This is a genomic window from Meiothermus sp., from assembly GCF_025056915.1.
Taxonomy (GTDB): domain Bacteria; phylum Deinococcota; class Deinococci; order Deinococcales; family Thermaceae; genus Meiothermus.
The window spans coordinates 17010-35224 of record NZ_JANWVH010000006.1; the positions used below are offsets into that span (position 1 = coordinate 17010).

Annotated in this window: 14 protein-coding genes; 3 read left to right on the plus strand and 11 right to left on the minus strand. The window is 64.7% G+C overall.

Annotated features, from left to right (window positions below; all coding sequences use genetic code 11):
- The first annotated feature begins 445 nt into the window (after positions 1 to 445).
- Together NZN28_RS01945 and dnaG are read left to right on the plus strand one after the other, a co-directional pair.
- Positions 446 to 3463 (plus strand): AAA family ATPase, encoded by a 3018-nt coding sequence (locus NZN28_RS01945; RefSeq protein WP_295395086.1) that lies wholly within the window; start codon positions 446 to 448, stop codon positions 3461 to 3463.
- 251 nt (positions 3464 to 3714) lie between these two features.
- Positions 3715 to 5499 (plus strand): DNA primase, encoded by a 1785-nt coding sequence (dnaG, locus tag NZN28_RS01950; protein ID WP_295395087.1) that lies wholly within the window; start codon positions 3715 to 3717, stop codon positions 5497 to 5499.
- 137 nt (positions 5500 to 5636) lie between these two features.
- On the opposite strand, the gene NZN28_RS01955 is transcribed toward dnaG, so the two are convergent.
- From NZN28_RS01955 to NZN28_RS02005, 11 genes are all read right to left on the minus strand, one after another.
- Positions 5637 to 6395: a 3-hydroxybutyrate dehydrogenase gene (locus NZN28_RS01955; protein ID WP_295395088.1), complete on the minus strand. Its 759-nt coding sequence runs from the start codon at positions 6393 to 6395 to the stop codon at positions 5637 to 5639.
- A gap of 53 nt (positions 6396 to 6448) precedes the next feature.
- Positions 6449 to 7153 carry an ABC transporter ATP-binding protein gene (locus tag NZN28_RS01960; protein WP_295395089.1) on the minus strand — a complete coding sequence of 235 codons (705 nt, stop codon included), beginning with the start codon at positions 7151 to 7153 and terminating at the stop codon, positions 6449 to 6451.
- Positions 7154 to 7205: 52 nt separating this feature from the next.
- A complete protein-coding gene (locus tag NZN28_RS01965; protein WP_295395090.1) occupies positions 7206 to 7922 on the minus strand; it encodes an ABC transporter ATP-binding protein in 717 nt (238 codons plus the stop codon).
- Positions 7915 to 8826 carry a branched-chain amino acid ABC transporter permease gene (locus NZN28_RS01970; RefSeq protein ID WP_295395091.1) on the minus strand — a complete coding sequence of 304 codons (912 nt, stop codon included), beginning with the start codon at positions 8824 to 8826 and terminating at the stop codon, positions 7915 to 7917. Before NZN28_RS01970 ends, NZN28_RS01965 begins: the two co-directional genes overlap by 8 nt.
- Entirely contained in the window at positions 8823 to 9680 is an 858-nt protein-coding gene (locus tag NZN28_RS01975; protein WP_295395092.1) for a branched-chain amino acid ABC transporter permease, read from the minus strand. Before NZN28_RS01975 ends, NZN28_RS01970 begins: the two co-directional genes overlap by 4 nt.
- A 222-nt stretch (positions 9681 to 9902) precedes the next feature.
- Positions 9903 to 11066: an ABC transporter substrate-binding protein gene (locus NZN28_RS01980; protein WP_295395093.1), complete on the minus strand. Its 1164-nt coding sequence runs from the start codon at positions 11064 to 11066 to the stop codon at positions 9903 to 9905.
- Between the two features lie 163 nt (positions 11067 to 11229).
- Positions 11230 to 11637: a MaoC family dehydratase gene (locus tag NZN28_RS01985; RefSeq protein WP_295395094.1), complete on the minus strand. Its 408-nt coding sequence runs from the start codon at positions 11635 to 11637 to the stop codon at positions 11230 to 11232.
- The gene (locus NZN28_RS01990) at positions 11634 to 12446 is read right to left on the minus strand and encodes an alpha/beta fold hydrolase (protein ID WP_295395095.1); all 813 of its coding nucleotides are present in this window, start codon (positions 12444 to 12446) and stop codon (positions 11634 to 11636) included. The genes NZN28_RS01985 and NZN28_RS01990 overlap by 4 nt, the downstream gene beginning before the upstream one ends.
- A complete protein-coding gene (locus NZN28_RS01995; RefSeq protein WP_295395096.1) occupies positions 12439 to 13911 on the minus strand; it encodes a class I adenylate-forming enzyme family protein in 1473 nt (490 codons plus the stop codon). Before NZN28_RS01995 ends, NZN28_RS01990 begins: the two co-directional genes overlap by 8 nt.
- Complete coding sequence (locus NZN28_RS02000; RefSeq protein ID WP_295395097.1) at positions 13902 to 14924, minus strand: 3-oxoacyl-ACP synthase; 1023 nt, start codon at positions 14922 to 14924, stop codon at positions 13902 to 13904. Before NZN28_RS02000 ends, NZN28_RS01995 begins: the two co-directional genes overlap by 10 nt.
- A 151-nt stretch (positions 14925 to 15075) precedes the next feature.
- Positions 15076 to 15225: a hypothetical protein gene (locus NZN28_RS02005; RefSeq protein WP_295395098.1), complete on the minus strand. Its 150-nt coding sequence runs from the start codon at positions 15223 to 15225 to the stop codon at positions 15076 to 15078.
- 362 nt (positions 15226 to 15587) lie between these two features.
- On the opposite strand from NZN28_RS02005, the gene NZN28_RS02010 reads away from it, so the two are divergent.
- Complete coding sequence (locus NZN28_RS02010; protein WP_295395099.1) at positions 15588 to 18215, plus strand: hypothetical protein; 2628 nt, start codon at positions 15588 to 15590, stop codon at positions 18213 to 18215.

Consider the following 18215-nt stretch of genomic DNA (forward strand, 5'->3'; position numbering starts at 1 on the left):
CATACCGGGTGGGGTCTTGCTGTGGGGATAGAGCGCTGCTCTGCAACCGTGATGGGGGCCAGGGCGTTTGGCTCCGGTGATTTCTAAAATGCCGCTCCCCATTTTGGAAGGGGGTGGCGATACCCCAAGCCGGGTGAAGGGCGTTCGGGCCGGAGTTAGTTGCAACGGCAAATTGCCGGTTCAGGGCCAGCGTTCGATGACAGGCGTTTTGAGATGGCGAAATCCGGTCGAACCCCTCTATACTTGAGCGTGTTGGGCAATACATGCTCCGTTTGAACGAAGAAGTTCACCGGGCGGCGTATACTGTATATCTCTGGTTGCATCGAGAAACATTTGTTTGTAGTGGTTCTACCCTATGATTTGTCCGCGTTGTGGCCACACCAATGTTGCCGGTGAAGAGAGCTGTGCCCGCTGTGGCAATACCCTGTTGCCCGGAGGGACGTTTGTGCAGGAGCGGCGCTGGGTGAGTGCGGTGTTTTTTGACCTCTCGCGCTTTACCGAGTACGCCCTGGCTCACCCCCTCGAGGACACCTGGCAAGCCGCCAATACCGCCCTGCAAACGGCGGCCAACCACGTGCGGCTATATGGGGGGCACATTGATAAGTTTTTTGGCGATGGCTTTCTGGCCGTGTTTGGGGTGCCGCGCAGCCAGGAATCCGATGCGCGGGCAGCGCTGGAGGCCGCGCAGGCCATGGTGGCCTCCAGTACCCTGCCGGGGCGGGCCGGGGTGGCTAGTGGACTGGTGCTGCGAACGCCCCTGGGCGGGGGACTGGCGGGCGATCAGACCGTGCTGGGCCCCGCGGTCAATCTCTCACAGCGCCTGTCGCAAGCCGCCCCGCCCGGCGAGGTCTGGTGCGATGCCACCACCATGCGGCTAGTGCCCGGGGCGTTGACCGAAGCCCTTCCCCCCCAGCCCCTCAAGGGGTATGCCGAGCCGCTGGTTCCCTTTCGCTACCTGGGTTTGCGCTCCGACCCGCCCGATGTGCTGGGCCGCGAACGGGAGGTGCAAACCCTGCGGCAGGCCTTGCAAGCAGTCCGGGAAGGGGTGGGGCGGCGGGTGGTGCTCTTTGGCCCCATGGGGGTGGGCAAGTCGCACCTGGCCCAGCACTTCGTCGAGACCCTACCCGAAGGGGTGCGGGGGGTGGTGGCGCCGCGCCTGACCGCCGGGGTGGCCTTGCGGTATGCCCTGCGTCAGGGATTGCAAAAGCTGCTGGTTGACGGACTTGCGCGGCTCAGGCAGCTCGAGCTTCCCGAGCACCTGCGAACCATTCTGGACTTCAGCATCGGGATTGAAGAGCACCCCGGTCTGCCCAGCGATGAGCTGGACAGCCTGCTGGTGCAGACCTGGTGGACCCTGCTGGCGCGGATAGCCCAGGATGGCCCGATTGTGGTGGTGCTCGATGATTTGCACAACGCCGACCCGACGGTGCTCGAGTTCACCCGGCGGCCTGCGCCCCCAGGGGTCATGCTGCTTTTGGTGGCCCGGCAAAACCGCTGGGAGGCGGCTGAAGACCTGATCCCCCTGCCGTTGGAGCCGCTTTCCCTCGAGGACACCCAGCGCCTGATTTTGCGGGCCCGCCCCGATTTGGGGCCCGCAACCAGCCTGCACCTGGCGGAGGCCAGCGGCGGTTATCCGCTGGCCGTGCAGGCCCTGAGCCTGACCGGCAGCGGGGAGCCCGAGCCCATTCCGCTTTACCAGCCCCGGCTGGACAGCCTGCCCCGGCTGGCCCGGGTGGCCTTGCAAGCAGCGGCGGTGCTGGGCTCAACGGCCCCGCCCGAGCTGGTGCGGCACCTGGTGGGCGAGGAGGCCGACCTGACCCGACTGGTGGGGGAGGGTTTCCTGGAGGCCGACGAACAAGGGCAACTGCGCTTTGCCATCCCCTGGTTGCGGGAAGCCACCCTGGGTCAGGTAGGGGGGCAGCAGGTGCAGAACTGGCACCAGCAGGCGGCCCGCTGGTACCAGCGCCAGGGTCGTCTGGCCGAGGCCGCCACCCACCTCGAGGCCGCCGGCGACACCGTCACCGCCTACCGGATGTGGCGGGTGGTGGCGCAACAGGCCTGGAACGAGGAACGCTACTCGGGGGCCATGCTGGGCTACCTGGAGGCCCTGCGCCTGGCCGAGGGCAACGTGCGCTGGCAGGCTGCGCTCGAGGCAGCCGAGGCCCACCTGGCCCTGGGTCGCTACAACGAGGCCCTCGACCTGGCCGGTCTTCCCCTGCAAACCCCCGAATTGCCGGTTAACCTGCGCCAGCGGGCCTGGGCCATCCGCCTCGAGGCCAGCCTGGCCCTGGGGCAGGCCGACCTGATGGAATACCCCATGCCCAACGAAATCGTGGAGCCGCGGCTGGCCCTTGCGCTGGCCCGTACCCTTCCGATTGACGCAGCTCAGACGATGCTGGAAGGGCTACCGGCCCACCTCGAGGGTTCTGCCAAGCTGGTGTGGGCGCGGGCCTGGTTGCGCTCCGGGCAGGTTGAGCGGGCTCAGGCCGAAAGCGAGGCCTACCTCAATGATTTCGGCCACAGCCCTGCCGAGTGCTTTGAAGCCAGACAGATTCTGTCCGAGGCGCTCTGGCGGCAGTTCCGGCTGGCCGAAGCCCTCAAGGCCCTGGGCCAGCCTCCCGGAGACGTGTTGCCCCCCTGGTTCTGCAGCCTCTACAACAGCAGCCTGGCTGCACTGCGGATGGACATGGGCCAGTTCGAGGTCGCAGCCGCATTGCTCGAGGAAAGCCTGCTTCTGCTCGAGGGTGCGCCCCCTGGGGTGGTCGAGCAGGTGAGCCGGGTTCGGCTGCGCTTTCTGATCGAGTCGGGCCAGCTCGAAGATGCGCTCTACTTCGGCGAGTCTGCGGTAGCTCGAGTGCCCTCACCCGGTCTGTTGGCCCACCTGGCCCTGGCCTACGCCCTGGCCCCCGGACGGCAGAACTGGCTCATGCTGCAACGCCTGGTTCGGGGCCTGGAGGGAATCAAAGACCCCGAAGTGGGGGCCCTCTGTGAGTTGGCGCTGGGGCTTCGCAAGTGGTACCAGCGGCAGGAGGGGGTGGCCCACTTGCGCAGAGCGGTGCTCCTGGCGCGGCAGAGCCACAGCCCAAGCGTCTATTTCTTTGCGCTTTTGGCCCTGGGCCTGGCCCAGCAGGCCCAATACCCCAAAAAGGCCCTGGCCCTTTCGCACCATGTGCTGAGTCAGGCAGCGGGCCGGGGTTTTGAAGTGCAGCACGGCTTCGCCCGCCTGCTTCGGGCCCAGTTGCTGCTGGCCGAGGGAAGGGAACCCTCGAGCCTTTTGGATTTCGAGGCTCGAACACGCCTGGCCCAGCTCTGGAAAACGCTTTTGCTGGGGCTTGTCCAGGGAGAAAAACCTGCTCTGGTCACCCACCATTTCCGCGGGCATGGAATTCTGGGGGTCTGGGCCCGGTGGTTTGCCCGTAAGCCGGTCATGAGCCTGGAGCTGCGCTCCGAAGCGTCGGAGTGAGGATGCTCCTTCCCCGGCTTGCAGCCCAAGCGCCGGGGGTGCGTCTGCGGCAGGGATGTGGGGAAGGGAAGTCGCACGACAGCAGCCTGCTCACCTTTGGCGACCGGGCCCACCGAGGCGGTGGTCAACGCCCGAACCACCCCCAATGGTCGCTCCTGGCGGCATTTGCTTCGCGTCTTTAGTTTCGGAGGCCCGGAGCCTGCCGCGCGTTAGAATGGGGCTCTGATTCGGGCCGCCCCCTTTTGCCAGCCATGGATACCCAGATTGCCCAGGCCATCGAACTGATTCGCTCCCGGATGCCCATTCAGGAGTTGGTCGGGCGGTATGTGGTGCTCAAACCCAGCGGAAAGGGTACCTGGAAGGGCCTGTGCCCCTTTCATCAGGAGAAAACCCCTTCCTTTCAGGTCAGCGAGGCCAAGGGGCTGTGTTACTGCTTTGGCTGCAAGAATGGGGGCGACATCTTCGCCTTTCTGCAAAAGATTGAGGGCATCGAGTTCCGGGAAGCCTTGGAGCGCCTTGCCCAGGAAACCGGGGTGGAGCTGCCGCAGTACCGGGGGCGCTCGTCTGCCCGCAAGGAAGCCCTGCAAATCCTGGAGTTGACCCAGGCCTACTTCCGCGAGCACCTGGGGGGCGAAGCCCGAGAGTACCTGCAAGCCCGCGGCCTGACCCCCGAATCCATCGAGCAGTTTGGCCTGGGCTATGCGCCAGCCGCCTGGGACGGCCTGCTCAAGCACCTGCACGCGCAGGGGGTTAGCCCCCAGGAGGCCCTGGAGGCGGGGGTGCTGGTGGAGCGCGAGGGACGCTTTTTTGACCGTTTCCGAAACCGCATCACCTTTCCCATCCACGACGCCCTGGGCCGTATCGTGGCCTTTACCGCCCGGGCCCTGGCGAAAGACGATAACCCCAAGTACCTCAACTCACCCGAAACAGCCCTGTTCAAGAAAAGCCTTCTGCTTTACGGCTACCCTCAGGCCCGCGCAGCCATCCGGGCGCGGGGAAGGGCGGTGGTGGTGGAGGGGCTTTTTGATGTGATTGCGCTGCACCAGATGGGCTTTAGCGAGGCGGTGGCGGTGCTGGGTTCCTCGCTCTCGGCTGAGCAGGCCCATCTCCTGAAGCGGGCCGACGCCGCCGAACTCTACCTGGCCTTCGATGCCGATGAGGCCGGACGCAAGGCCACTTTGCAAAGCCTGAATCTGGAGATTGCCCGCAGCTTTGTGGTGTATGCGGTTTTGCTGGAGGGGGGCAAAGACCCCGGCGACTTGCTCCAGGTGCCGGATGGCAAAGAGCGTTTTGAAGCAGCCCTGGAAGCGGCCTGGTCTGAGGTGGAGTACCGCTTCGAGGTCGCGGCCAGCGGGCTGGATCTGCGCCGCCCCGAACACAAGCAAAAAGTGCTCGAGGCCCTCAAGCCGCGCCTGGTCTCGAGTGAGCCTTTTGACCGGGTGGTCGAGAAGCTCAAGGCCAAGGTGATTGGCGCGCTGGAGCTTTCGCCCCGTGCGCTGGAAGACTACCTGGCCCGGGCCCGTTCGGCTTCCCCGCGCCGCACCCCCGGCGGCAGTGCCGACCGGTCGGCCAGCCTGGGCTTAGGCCGCCCCGACCTCACCGAAAAGCGCCTGCTGCGCGAACTGGATGTGATTGCGTTGCTGTACTCGGTGCCCGAGGAGGAGTTCGTGCAGTGGGCGCTGTACGTCGAAGACCACACCTGGCCGCCGGAGGGCAGCCTGCTGGCCGACTTCATGCAGGCGGCCCGCTCCGAACAGGGCAAAAGCCGCATCCTGAAGCACTTCGAGCAGCGGGGGGAGGGGGCCCGGCTGATTGATGTGCTCATGAAAAGCCCCAGTTTCGATCGAGTCAACCTCGAGGCCCACCTGACCGTGGCCATGGCCCGGGTGCGCGAGGTGTACTACGAAATGCGCCTGGACAAGCTCAAAACCCAGCTCAAGCACACCACCGACCTGGACGAGATCCGCACACTGACCAAGGACATCCAGGAAGTCTTGCAGGCCATCGAGGCGGAGCGGCGGGTTTACAAACGCTGACCACAGACTCGGCCCCATGCCCCACACACAAAGCAGACGGTTGAATAAAGGCCCTTCGTACTTTGTCGGGGTCTATTACCCATGACCTGTGGTGCCCCTTGCAGGCATCTGCACGACAACGTGCCCAGGATAAGGCGCTACCGTGCGGTCCAGCCCAGGTCAATCACCTGTGCCGAACCGGTGATGGCCCCAGCCTTGTCCGAGGCCAGAAACAGGGCGTATTCGGCCACTTCCTCCGGCTCTATCAGGCGCTTGATGGCCGCCGGGGCCAGCATGACCTTTTCGATGACCTCGGCCTCGGAGATGCCCAGGGTTCGGGCCTGGTCGGCGATCTGGCTTTCGACCAGGCTGGTTCTGACGTAGGCCGGGCAGATGGCGTTGCAGGTGATGCCATACTCGGCCACTTCCAGCGCCACCGTTTTGGTCAGGCCCATCAGCCCGTGCTTGGCCGAGATGTAGGCCGACTTATAGGGGCTGGCCACCAGCCCGTGCAGCGAGGAAACGTTCAGGATGCGGCCCCACCGGCGGGCTTTCATGCCCGGCAGGGTGTACTTGATGAGCTGGAAGGGCGCGGTCAGGAGCACCTGGAGCATCAGGTTCCAGGTCTCTTCGGGGTACTCGTCAACCGGGTTGATGCGTTGCAAGCCCGCATTGTTGACCAGGATGTCAATCGGGCCCTGCTCGAGCGCCTGTTGGGCCAGCGCTCTGACCGCAGCCTGGTTGGAAAGGTCGGCCTGGAGGAAGACCCCTCCCAACGCTGAGGCAACCTCTGCCCCGGCAGGCGAGAGGTCGTTGAGGATGACCCTGGCCCCCTCCCGGGCAAACGCTTCTGCGATGGCCTTGCCGATGCCGCTTCCGGCTCCGGTGATGAGGGCTGTTTTACCTTGGAGAATCATGGCTTTATTATCGGGCATGAGCCTGGAGGTCGAAAGCCATTGATGGGCGTGACTCACAGGGCCAAATAGGCCTTTTGCACGCCTTCGTTGCTCGATAGCTCGCGGGCGCTGCCCTGCAAGACCACCCGGCCGTGCTCCACCACATAGCCCCGGTCGGCCACCTCGAGGCTCAGCGCCACGTTCTGCTCGACCAGGAGCACCCCCACCCCTTCTCCTTTCACCTGAGCCAGAGTGGTGAGCACCTCCTCGGCCAGTTTGGGCGAGAGGCCCAGGCTGGGTTCGTCCACCATCAGGATGCGCGGCCTGCCCATCAGGGCGCGGCCAATGGCCAGCATCTGCTGCTCACCCCCCGACAGCGTACCGGCCATCTGCCACCGACGCTCGGCCAGCCGGGGAAAGAGGGCATAGATGCGCTCCAGTTGTTCGGATTTGCCAGCCCAGGCCAGGAAAGCGGCCCCCAGCAAGAGGTTTTCCTCCACGCTCATCAGGGGGAATAGCTGACGGCCCTCTGGAACGTGCCCCAGGCCCATCTGCGCGCGTCTGGCCGCCGATATTCCCAGCAGGCTGTGCCCGTCCAGGGCAACGCTGCCCGCCCAGGGCCGGATTAACCCCGAGATGGTTCGGAGGGTGGTGGTCTTGCCTGCCCCGTTGGCACCCAGCAGGGCCACCAGCTCGCCCTGGGCCACCTCGAGGCTGATGCCAAACAGCACCTGGGCTTTGCCGTAGCCTGCGGTCAGGTCGGTCACGGCGAGCTTCATGTTGGCCTCCTTGGCCATGTGAACAAAGTCGGCAGCACCCGCTCCGTAAGGCTCACGCACTCCTCCCCAGATACGCTTCGCGCACTTTGGGATTCGCCGCGACCGCCTCGTAGGGGCCTTCGGCGATCACCTGGCCGTAGTCCATCACCACCACCCGGTCGGCCAGGGCACGCACCACAGGCATCAGGTGCTCGATGAACAAAACCGTCACCCCGCTGGCCTGGGTGCGCCGCACGAGTTCTACTGCCTCCATGGCCTCTGCCGGACGCAGGCCGGCCATCACCTCGTCCAAAAGCAGCAGCTTGGGCTGGGTACACAGCGCACGGGCGAGCTCGAGGCGCTTGTCCTCCAGCAGGGTTAGCTCCCCCGCTTCGGTCTCGGCCTTGCTGGCCAAGCCAGTGAGCTCGATGACCTGCTCCACCACCTGCCGGGCGGCTTTGAGCGAGGTGCCGGGTTTGCCGTAGAGGGCACCCACCATCAGGTTTTCTCGCACGGTCATCTCGTGGAAGGGCTGCACAATCTGGAAAGCCCGCCCCAGCCCTTTCCAGGCGCGCACCTCGGGTGGGGTGTGGGTGATGTCCTGGCCCAAAAACTCGATGCGCCCCGCGTCGGGCCGCAGCAGCCCCGACAGCAAGTTGAGCAGGGTGCTCTTGCCGGCCCCGTTGGGGCCAATCACCGCCAGGATTTCGCCCGCGCGAACCTCGAGGCTCACCTCACGGGCCGCCACCACCCCGCCAAACCGTTTGGTGAGCCCGGTGACCCTAAGCATGGCGGGCTCCTTTGCGCCGGGCAAACAGGCTCATCAGACCCTTGGGGAGGAACAAAATGGTCAGCACCAGCACCACCCCATACACCACCAGATAGCCCTCGCCGATGCGCAGGCGCAGCCAGGTCTCGAGGCTCACGATAATCAAGCCCCCCAACAGCGGCCCGGTAGTGGTGTACAGGCCCCCAAAAATCGGGATGACCAGGGCCTCGACAGCCCGTCCCAGGCCAAAAGCATCGTAAGGTGAGAGAAAAAGGGTTTTCATGGCGTACACGCCGCCCGCAAGCCCGGCCAGAAAGGCCGAGATGGTGAAGGTCAGGAGCTTGACCCGCACCACCGGCACCCCCAGCACCCGGGCCACGGCTTCCCCCTGCCGGGTGGCCGTCATGGCGTAGTGAAAACGGCTCCTGCTCAGCAGCAGACTGGCCGCGGTGCAAATCGCCAAGACCGCTACGGCAAGGTAATAGCCCCCCAACGGATAGGCTCCGCCAAAGGCGGGCTGAACCGGCAGGCCTATCGAGCCACCGGTGAACTGCGCCTTGAGTACCAGGGTGCGCATCACCTCGCTAAAGGCCAGGGTGGCAATGGCAAAGTACATACCTTGCAGGCGCAGGGTGGCCAGCCCCAGCAGCAGGCTCGAGAAGGCCGCCACAGCCCCGCCTATCAGCAGTGCCGGAATCGTACCCAAAGCCGGAGCGCTCAGGGCCGCGGCATAGGCCCCCAGTCCGAAAAAAGCGCCGTGGGCCAGCGAAAGTTGTCCGGTGCGGGCCAGCAAATCCCAGGCCAGGGCCAGGCCGCTGATCAGGAAGGCGAACTGCGCGGTATCCAGCGTAAAGGCCCGCCACTGGCCTAGGGGAAGCCCCGGCAAGACCAGCGCCAAAAACAAGAGAACCCCTGCCAGCATCATGGCAGCCTCCAGCTTCGCCAGGTCAGGGCCACAAAGATCACCAGAAAGAACACCGCCTCCACCCAGCCCCCCCCACCCGGCACGTAGGTGCTCACAAAGGCCTCGGCCAGCGCGAGCACGATGGCCGCCGGAACCACCCCCCGAAGGTTGCCCAGCCCGGCCATCACGATGATGGCGAAGGCCTTGAGGGTGTAGGCAAACCCCACGGTGGGGGAGGCGTACAGCATGACCGAGAGCATCACCCCGGCAATCCCGGCCAGCGCAGCAGAAAGACCAAAAGCCAGCAGGTAAATCTGCTGGGTCTCGATGCCCAGCAATCCAGGCGCCAGGCGGTTCTGGGCCACCGCGCGAACGGCAAAGCCCAGCCGGGTTTTGCCCAAAAACCAGTACAGCGCGCCCAGCAGTCCAACCGAGAGCACGAAAGCTGCGAAGGGCGGTACGCCAAAGGAAACGCCCCCCAGGGTGATGGTGGCGCCCTGGTAACTGGTGGAGACCACCCGCGTATCGGCACCAAACATGAGCAAGGCGATATTCTGCAGCGCCACCGAGAGGCCAAAGGTCAAGAGCATCTGATTGAGCTCAGGCGCAGCCAGCACGGGCCGGATCAGGCCATAGTAGGTGATGGCTCCGACCAGAAACAACACGATGGCTGCCAGCCCCAGCGAGAGGATGGGGTCAATCCCCGCACCCACGAAGAGCAGGTAAGAGACAAAGGCGCCAATCATGGAGAACTCGCCGTGGGCAAAGTTGACGATGCCGACCACGCCGACCGCCAGGGCCAGCCCGCTGGCCACCAGGGCGTAGATGCCGGCGGCCAGAATGCCGTTGATGAGGGTTTGCAGCAGTAAATCCATAAGGTTTGCCGCTAGCCGAAGGCCGAAAGCAAAGGGCGGTTCAGCGATACGCCATGAGCCACTCAGAACCTTGAAGCAAAAGGCATATGCTTCCCCAAGGCTCGCCAGCCTTGCGCCAGGCCAGGTTCCAGGTCAGCTTCGGTCCCTGCGGCCAGCCAATTTTGGTTTGACCCAAGGCCCTTGTGCCGCGATTCCAGCCGTTCACGGTATCGACAGGGGCTTTTAGTAGGTGCCGGGGAACCTGAGCGGGCGGGCCGCACGGCTGGCCGGGAAGACCGGGCGCCGCGAACCTTCCAGATACTGGAACTGGAGCCAGATGCTCTGGTTAAAACCCTGGAAGCGGGTTCTGCCGGTATCCGAGGGCTTGAACGAGAGCGGGCCAAAAGGCGTATTCATCTGCACCTTGGCCAGCTCGGCAGCAATCCGGTCTTTATCGGCAGAGTTGGCCGCCTCGACTGCTTTTCCAAGGCTCTGGGCAATCACATAGCCCATGGGGGCCATATACTCGTCGGTCACCTCGCCAAACTTACGGCGGTACTGGGTCACAAAACGGCGGCTCTCGGTGTTGGCGACCGAGGGCAGCCAGGCCGTCATACCGGCCACATCGTTGGAGAGGCTGTTTTTCTCAAAGCCCAGCGGCCAGGCGGGCGGGGCTCCGTAAATCAGTTTGGGTTCCAAGCCCACCTGGCGGGTTTGAGCCGCGATGGGCAGGGCGTCCACGTCGTAGCCAATCCAGTACAGGATGTCCGGGCGGAACGACTTGAATCGGGTCAGGATGGCAGTGAAGCTGCCCGAACCCGATTTGAAAGGTTCGGCCTGCACCGTGTAGCCCTGGTTTTGCAACTGCTGACGGTAGGTCTGAATGCCCGCCGAGCCGAATGGTCCGTCCTCGTAAAGGATGGCGACCCGGCGGGCGCCGTTGTCGTAGAGGTACTTGAAGAACTCGAGGGCCGCGGCCACGTTGTGATAATCCCAGGGATGGTAGTGGAAGAAGCGACCGTAATCGCTGAAGGCCTGTTCCACCACGCTGCTGGCTGCCCCGATGCACAAGAACAGGGGGTTGTACTGTTTGACCGGGCCAGAGAGGGCAAAGGTCACCCCGGAGGCCAGCCCCCCAATCACAATGTCTACCCGATCCACGGTCATGAGCTTGGTCAGGGCCGGAACCGCCGTAGCGGGTGTGTTGCCATCGTCCACCACAACCAGCTCAATCTTGACCTTGCCCCCCGCGTTCACTTCATCCACGCCCAGCTGTACCCCGTTGAGGGCGGCCTTGCCCGCCACCGTCGAGATGGGTAGCAACACCCCGACCCGTACCGTGGTTTGGGCCAGCGCAAGGCCGGCCAAGCCCAAGACTGCCAGAAGAACCACCAGAACTTTTCTCATGCCTTCCTCCTATGAACTGCGTTATTCAGCCAAGCCAATCCCCCCTCATGGGGCGAAAGGGCCGGTGGGTTGGAGCTAAAAGGGCGCTCGGCGAACCAAACGCACACATGGCTTCCGGGCTCTAAACCTATACAGAAGCCAGTGGAACCCAGCCAAACTGTCTTCACCTGGCGACCTCCTCGTACAAGACGGTGGCCTCTCCGCTGATGACCTGCTCACCCCGTTGATTGGTACATACCGTCTCTAAGGTCAGGATGGGCTTGTCTTCGCGGATGGCCTTGACCGTGACGGTGGCGGTAATGGTGTCGCCAATAAAGGTGGGCCGCAGGAACTTGAGGGTCTGGCCCAGGTAGATGGCCCCCACACCGGGAAGTTTGGTGCCGATGACGGTGGAGATAAGCCCGGCTACCAGAATGCCCTGGGCGATGCGCTGGCCAAAGCGGCTCTTGCGGGCAAACTCTGCATCCACGTGCAGGGGGTTGGTGTCGCCTACCGCTCCAATGAACTGTGCGATGTGCGCTTCACCGATGGTCTGGCTGTAGCTGGCTGAGTCGCCGACGTTAAACCTCATGGGCTGGCCTCCAAAAAAGCGTGGATGTGTTCTGCTAGAAGGGGGGTGTTTTCCAGGGTAGCTACGTGCCCCACACCCGGCAGAACCCGGTGAATGGCTCCCGGAATGGCGCTGGCAATCTCCTGGCTGTATAAAGGTGGAAACAGCAGGTCTTCTTGGCCCGAGAGCACCAGGGTGGGGACATGTACCTTTGAAAGCCGGGGTCGCAGGTCGCCCAGGGTTAGAAAGCCCGTCATCAGGTTTTGCTGGGCCTCCACGCTGGGGGCTGCGGCGAGCATTTGTTCCAGCGATGCAGGCGAATTAATTTCGGGGTGGGTTTCCAGAAAGGCCCGCCCCCAGATCCAGGGCAGGGCGACTTGCAAGCGTCCCTGGGTGCCGCCCCACTCCAGGGCCAGCTGCCAGCTCTGCACCTTGGCCCGGATCAGGGGGTCTACTCGAGCCGTGGTGCACAGCAGGATGAGCTTCTGCAGGCCGCCGGGCTGCCGGGCGGCAAAAACCTGGGCCACAATGCCGCCGTTGGAAAGCCCCAGCAGATGATAGCGTTCGATGGACAGGGCCTCTAGCAGGGCCTGTAGGTCGTCGGCGTGCAGCTCGGGGGTGTAGGGGCCTTTGGGTACGGCGCTCTGGCCCTGTCCGCGCATGTCGTAGCGCAGAACAGGGAAGCCCTGCAAAAAGGGCATGAGCGGTTCCCAGGCCTCGGTGCGCTGGAAGATGCCGTTGAGCAAAACCAGGGTCGGACGGCTTTCGCCGCTTGCGGCCCCGTCGAGCCGGTAATAGAGCGTGGTTTCGTTGATTAGGGCGCTAGGCATGTTCCCCCTTGAAACGCGCGGCCAGCGCACCCTTCAGGATTTTGCCGGGGCCGCTTTTGGGCAGCTCGGGGACGAATAGGAAGTGCTTGGGCACCTTGTATCCGGCCAGCCTGCTTTTCAAGAAGCCCCGAAGCTCTTCCGCGCTCACCGGGCTCTTGAGCACCACGGCGGCCAGCCCCACCTCGCCCCAGCGGGCATCGGGCACACCCACCACCGCGCACTCCAGCACCGCCGGGTGGTCGTAGAGGGCCCGCTCAATCTCGATGGGATAAACGTTCTCGCCCCCGGATATGAACATCTCCTTGGCCCGGCCCACGATGAAGTAGCGGCCATCTTCGTCGCGCTCGGCGAGGTCGCCGGTGCGCAGCCAGGTGCGCCCTTCCTGCTCAACAAGGGCTTCGGCGGTGTCGGCGGGCCGATTGTAGTAGCCGGCCATGACCACCGGCCCACAAAGCCATAGCTCGCCCCTTTGGGGGTTTTCCTGGCCGTTGCCATCCACCAGCCGGGCCCACAGATGGGGCATGGGACGGCCCACCGATTCAGGGAACTGCTCGGCCTCGTCCAGCTCGACCGTGAAGCAGTTCACGCCGCACTCGGTCAGGCCGTAGCCCTGCTTGAAGCGAACCCGCTTGGCCCTGAAGGCCTCGCGCACCGGGGCCGGACACGGCGCGCCCCCCGAGATGGCCCAGCGCACGCTCTGGAGGTTGGCCGAGGCGAAGCCGGGGTGTTGGGCAAGCATCTGGAACATGGTGGGCACCAAAAACAACAGGCTCACCCGATGTTCCTCAACCCAGCGAAGATACTCGGCTGGGTCGAACTTCTCCTGAATAATCACCCGGCCTCCGAGGTAGAGCAGCGGTGTGGCCAGGGCGTTCAGGGCAGCATGGAACATGGGGGTTGCGACGATGCAGGCATCGTCTTTTTGCAGGCCCCAGCTCAGGCAGGTCTGGAAGGCATTAACCAGCAGTTGTCGGTAAGGAATCAGGGCCCCTTTGGGCAGGCCGGTGGTGCCGCCGGTGAACAGGATCAGGGCGGGGTCCTCGAGCCCTGCTTGGTCGGGCGAAAGCGGGCCGGGTGAGAGGGTTTGCAGCGACTCCAGTGATGCCGCCAGCGGGTAGAGCCGCCGGGCCAGGTCTGCGAACTCCTCGCCATAAAACAGCGCTCTGGGGCGGGTGTACTCGAGCAGGCCCTCCAGTTCGGCCTGGCTCAGGCGGTGGTTGAGCAGGGTTGGGATAAAGCCCAGCAAAGGCGCAGCAAAGTAGAGCTCGAGGTAGCCCAGATGGTTCAGGCTCAAAACCCCCACCCGGTCGCCTTTCTGAATCCCCAAACCGGCGAGGGATTGCGCGGCCCTCTGTGCGCGCTGGAACAGCTCGCCATAGCTCACCCAGCGCCCGCGCCAGTACACCGCCGGGCGGCTGGGGTGGTATTCCGCCAGGCGGGCCAGCCAGTTGGCGTTCAGTTCCATGCGCCCTCCGTTTTGGCCTCTTCCCAACGCAACACCGCTGCTCCCCAGTGGTACCCCACCCCCGCCGCGGCCAGCGCCAGAAGGCTGCCGGGGCCAATCTTGCCGGCTTGCTTGGCCAGCTGCACCGAGAGGATGGGGTCAATCTGGCCCAGATGCCCGTAGTCCGACAGGTAAATCGAACGTTCTTCCGAAAGCCCCAGGCCCTCCAGCACCGCTTTGTGGGCGGAGGGCTTCATGTGCAGAAGGGCCAGGTAATCCAGGTCGGCGGCGGTGTAGCCGGCCTGCCGCAAAGCCCCCGTAATGACCTCCATAAAACCGGGCATCGAGACCACTTCCAGCCTGGATTTCATCAGTTCCGGCTCGGCCACCCGCAGCCTGTACTGCTCCAGGTTGGCGGAGGTGAGGGGGGCCACGGTGCCGCCCACCGGAACCCGCACGGTGTTGGCCAGAACGGGGTCGGTTTTGAGCTTTGAGGATAGCAGCTTCAGCCCTGGCCCCTGCCGGGTCAGGATGGCCGCGCCGCCCCCTGCGGCCAGGTCGTACATGAAGCGCACGGCCTCGTCGCGGTAGTCAATCAGGTCGCCGTTGCGGTAGCCGCCCGCAATCAGAATGGCCCTGACCTCGGGGCGACTGGCAAAGAGCCCTTCGGCTACGGTCAGCGCCGTCACAAAGGTAGCGCACTTCTGGTTGAGGTCGAAGCACCAGGCGTTGTGGGCCTCCAGCATCTGGGCAATCAACGGGGCGCTGGTCCAGACCGGAAAGTCCTTGTGCTCGTCGGTGATGCTGATGACCACGTCCAGCTCAGCCCCGCTCAGACCGGCTTCCTTCAGGGCTTCCTGCGCGGCCCAGGCCCCCATGCGGGCCGGGTGGTCTTCGGGGCCGGGCACGGGCTTCTGGTGGATGCCCAGCTTCTCGCGCACCACCCACTCCGGCAGCCCACTGGCAGCGGCAATGTCGCTGCTGGTCATGCGCGGTGCAGGCAGGTAAACCCCTAGGCTTCGAAGAAAGACCATCTCGAACCTCAAGACTTGATTGAGGCGAGTTTACCCACAGGCTGTTACAGGGTTGTTACACTCAAACGAGGGGAGCTTGCCATCGGAGCGGATGGGAGGTATCGGTCACCGGTCTGGTTTGTGAAGGCGAGCAGGAACCAGGCACAACCCCCTAGCGCAACAACATCCCTGTCGGGTCGGGCCGCCAGGAGCGGAGCACCTTCATGTAGTTGGCCCGCTCGAAGGCGTCGGGGTTGGCCACATTAATCTGGCCCATGCTGCCCTGCATCTGGCGGATGGACTCATACGCTCGTTCTTCCATCCAGTGCTTGACCTCGAGGTTCGTTAGGGTGGAGCCTTGTTCTTACGGGCGACTCTGGCAACCGCCTCATTTCCATCCACCGTAATGACTTGTGGCATGATGGCCTCCTGGCAAAGAACCTAGCTCTAATCTAGTCTTTTCCCGAGGGACACATTGCCCTTCTCCCCGTGAGGGGGCAGAGACCCGGCGAGGGCAGATAACTCGCAGCTAGCCACAGAAAGAATACGCCTTGTGCGAACGTTCTGGTTTCCGTACACCGGGTCTCGCCTTGTGGCCATACAATCAGGCAATCCCAGACGGGCATACCTGGACGGCAGTCGCTCAAATCCAAGGGTCTGCCCTGGCGGGTAAACTAAAGTTCCATGCCCTACCGTGTGCCCAAGAGCCGTCTGCTGCCGCCCCGCACGGCGCGGGAAGTGGATCGGCAGCGCTTGTACGAGGTGCTGAACCAGGGATTCACCAAAAGTCCCGTGCTGGTTCTGGCTGCGGGGGCGGGGTATGGCAAGTCGACCTTACTGGCCGGCTGGCCTGGGGTGTGGCTTACGCTGGGGGAGGACTGCTCCGACCCGGTGGTGTTGGGCTGGCACCTGGTCGAAGCCTACAGCCCGCGCGCCAGCAAGGGGCTGGACGCCGTACAGGCCGCGCTCGAGCGCGGTGCCTGGGCGAGTGCTGGCGAGGCCTTGTTGGAAGCCCTGAGCGATTTGCCGGCGCACCTGCTGGTGCTGGACGAGGCCCAGCGAGCCGCCAGCCGCGAGGCCGTGGCTTTGCTAAGAACCCTGACCCAGCTACCGGGGTTGCGCCTGGCGGTGCTCACCCGGCGGGCCGCCCCCTGGGAGGTGCTGGGCCGGGTGCTGGGCGAAGGGGAGCTGGCCTTCGATGCCGCAGAGGCGTTGCAACTGGCCGAGGCCATTGCCCCCGAACTGCCCGCCTTTGAGGTGGAGCAGGCCCACAGCCTGGTACGGGGCTGGCCCCTGGGGCTCAGGTTGTTGCTGCGGGCCATGCAGCGGGGGGCCAAGCCCGAACTGGCCTTCTACGCCCATCCAGACCCTGCGGGGCTGCTGGCCATCCTGCTGCCGGCGCTGCCGGAAAGCGTGCAGCAGCTTGCGGCCAGAGCCAGTGTGCTGGGCGAGCTGGGCCCGGAGGAGGCCCTCTGGCTGGGTGATTTGGAGCCGCTCGAGCGCTGCGCTGCCGACCTGCTGCTTGAAAATGTGGGTGGGCGCCTCCGCTTTCACCCCCTGGTGCGGCAGGCCCTGATGACCCTGCTGGAACCAGGCGAGGTGCGAAGCTTGCTGTCGAGGGCTGCCGATACGGCCTTGGCGCGTGGGGAGGACGTGCGGGCAACGAGTTACCTGCTCGAGGCCGGGCGTCTGGGCCATGCCGCAGACCTGGTGCTCAAGAGGGGAGAGGAGTGGCTTTTTAGAGGGCTCACCTACACCGTGCTGGCCATGCTCGAGCGCCTGCCTGAAAGCATGCTTCACACCCGCCCCGGCCTGCGCTATCTGCATGGCGAGGCCCTGCGGCAAGCCGGACGTTACCGGGAGGCCGAGCAGGTTTACCGGCGAGCCCTGGAGGATGGCGTGGAACAGGCCCTGGTGGGTTTGTCCCGGCTGTACCTCGATACCGTCGAACCGGCCAAGGCGAACGGCTACCTGTTGGCGGCCAGGGTGCGTTTTCCCGAAGAGGTGGCCCCTTTGTGGGCCGAGAATTTGCTCAACGCCGGAAGGGTGAACGAAGCCATGGCCCTGGGACTCGAGGGCCCCAGGGTCTGGTTGCGAAGCGGGCAGCCGGAACGAGCCTTGCTCGAACTGCGGCAAAGGGAATCGGCCCCCACCGCCCGCGCACCCCAAAATCACCGCGAGGGCACTCTGCTGCTGGCCCTTTTGGAAGCGGTAGCCGGCGATGCCCGTGCGGCAGAAACAGCCGCCTGCCGGGGGCGGCGGGAGGGCGAAACCCTGGGCAGCCCGTTTGTGGTTGCGCTGGCCGAGGCACGGCTCGGACACGCACTGCTGGCGCAGAACCGCTGGTCGGAGGCCGCCGAGGCCTACAGGCGGGCGCTCTCGCTTTCACAAGGGGGGCCCTCGAGGCTTCGGGTAGAGCCTCTGGGTGGGCTGGCCGCGCTGGGAGAGGAAAGGGCCTTTGGCGAGATGGTGCGCTTTGCCCGCGACTCCGGCGATGCCTGGGTCGAGGCCTTTATGACCTTAATGGCAGCCCAGGCCCACCTGCGCCGGGGTGAGTCCTTTGCCATGCCGGCACTGGCCGGGGTAGACGACCCCTTTTTGCTGGCCTTGGCCCGCAACGCCCGGTGGCAGTCCGATACCGATGGGCTGCTGGAACGCTACCCCTTCCTGGGCAAGCCCACGCTCTTTGCCCCGCCTGTGCATCGCAGCCGCAGGCTCTTGTGGGAAGCGGGCCGGCTGGCCGTGCCCTATCATCCTGGGGTCTCAGTGGAGATTCGGGCGCGGGGCGAGCTGCGGGTGCGGGTGGGCTACCAGGAAGTTCGTTTCAAGCGGGAGAAATCTCGAGTGCTGCTGGCTTTGCTGCTGGTGCGAGCCTGGAGCAAGGAAGCCTTGCTGGAAGCCCTCGAGGTCTCCGACGGGGAGTTTCGGGTGCTGTGGTCGGAGCTTTTGAATACCCTGGAGCCGGGGCGACCGAGCCGCGCACCGGGCTACTTTTTGAAACCCTATGCTCTGGCAGAGGTGCCCGAGTTATGGGTGGATCTGTGGCACGATTCGTCTGAAGAAGCCCTGCCCTTCGAGGGAATGGACCATCCCGAACTCGAGCGCTTTCAGGCCACCTACCGGGAGGCCCTATTGCACCGCTTGCTGAACACCAACGAGCCGGAGTCGTGGCTCAGGGCGCTGCGCCTCGAGCCCACCGACGAAACCATTCTGGCCCGCTTGCTGGAGACCCCTCTCGCCAGAGAAGCCTGGGAGATCCACCACAGCGCCATGCGAGAGCTCGACCTGCCCCCGCGCGTCAGGGCGCCATGA

Excerpts from the sequence above, each read along its gene's own strand:
- NZN28_RS01980 (WP_295395093.1), bottom strand. The coding sequence starts at position 11,066 with ATGAGAAAAGTTCTGGTGGTTCTTCTGGCAGTCTTGGGCTTGGCCGGC.
- NZN28_RS01975 (WP_295395092.1), bottom strand. The coding sequence starts at position 9,680 with ATGGATTTACTGCTGCAAACCCTCATCAACGGCATTCTGGCCGCCGGC.
- dnaG (WP_295395087.1), top strand. The coding sequence starts at position 3,715 with ATGGATACCCAGATTGCCCAGGCCATCGAACTGATTCGCTCCCGGATG.
- NZN28_RS01955 (WP_295395088.1), bottom strand. The coding sequence starts at position 6,395 with ATGATTCTCCAAGGTAAAACAGCCCTCATCACCGGAGCCGGAAGCGGC.
- NZN28_RS01965 (WP_295395090.1), bottom strand. The coding sequence starts at position 7,922 with ATGCTTAGGGTCACCGGGCTCACCAAACGGTTTGGCGGGGTGGTGGCG.
- NZN28_RS01990 (WP_295395095.1), bottom strand. The coding sequence starts at position 12,446 with ATGCCTAGCGCCCTAATCAACGAAACCACGCTCTATTACCGGCTCGAC.
- NZN28_RS02010 (WP_295395099.1), top strand. The coding sequence starts at position 15,588 with ATGCCCTACCGTGTGCCCAAGAGCCGTCTGCTGCCGCCCCGCACGGCG.
- NZN28_RS01985 (WP_295395094.1), bottom strand. The coding sequence starts at position 11,637 with ATGAGGTTTAACGTCGGCGACTCAGCCAGCTACAGCCAGACCATCGGT.
- NZN28_RS01970 (WP_295395091.1), bottom strand. The coding sequence starts at position 8,826 with ATGATGCTGGCAGGGGTTCTCTTGTTTTTGGCGCTGGTCTTGCCGGGG.
- NZN28_RS01995 (WP_295395096.1), bottom strand. The coding sequence starts at position 13,911 with ATGGAACTGAACGCCAACTGGCTGGCCCGCCTGGCGGAATACCACCCC.
- NZN28_RS02005 (WP_295395098.1), bottom strand. The coding sequence starts at position 15,225 with ATGGAAGAACGAGCGTATGAGTCCATCCGCCAGATGCAGGGCAGCATG.
- NZN28_RS02000 (WP_295395097.1), bottom strand. The coding sequence starts at position 14,924 with ATGGTCTTTCTTCGAAGCCTAGGGGTTTACCTGCCTGCACCGCGCATG.
- NZN28_RS01960 (WP_295395089.1), bottom strand. The coding sequence starts at position 7,153 with ATGAAGCTCGCCGTGACCGACCTGACCGCAGGCTACGGCAAAGCCCAG.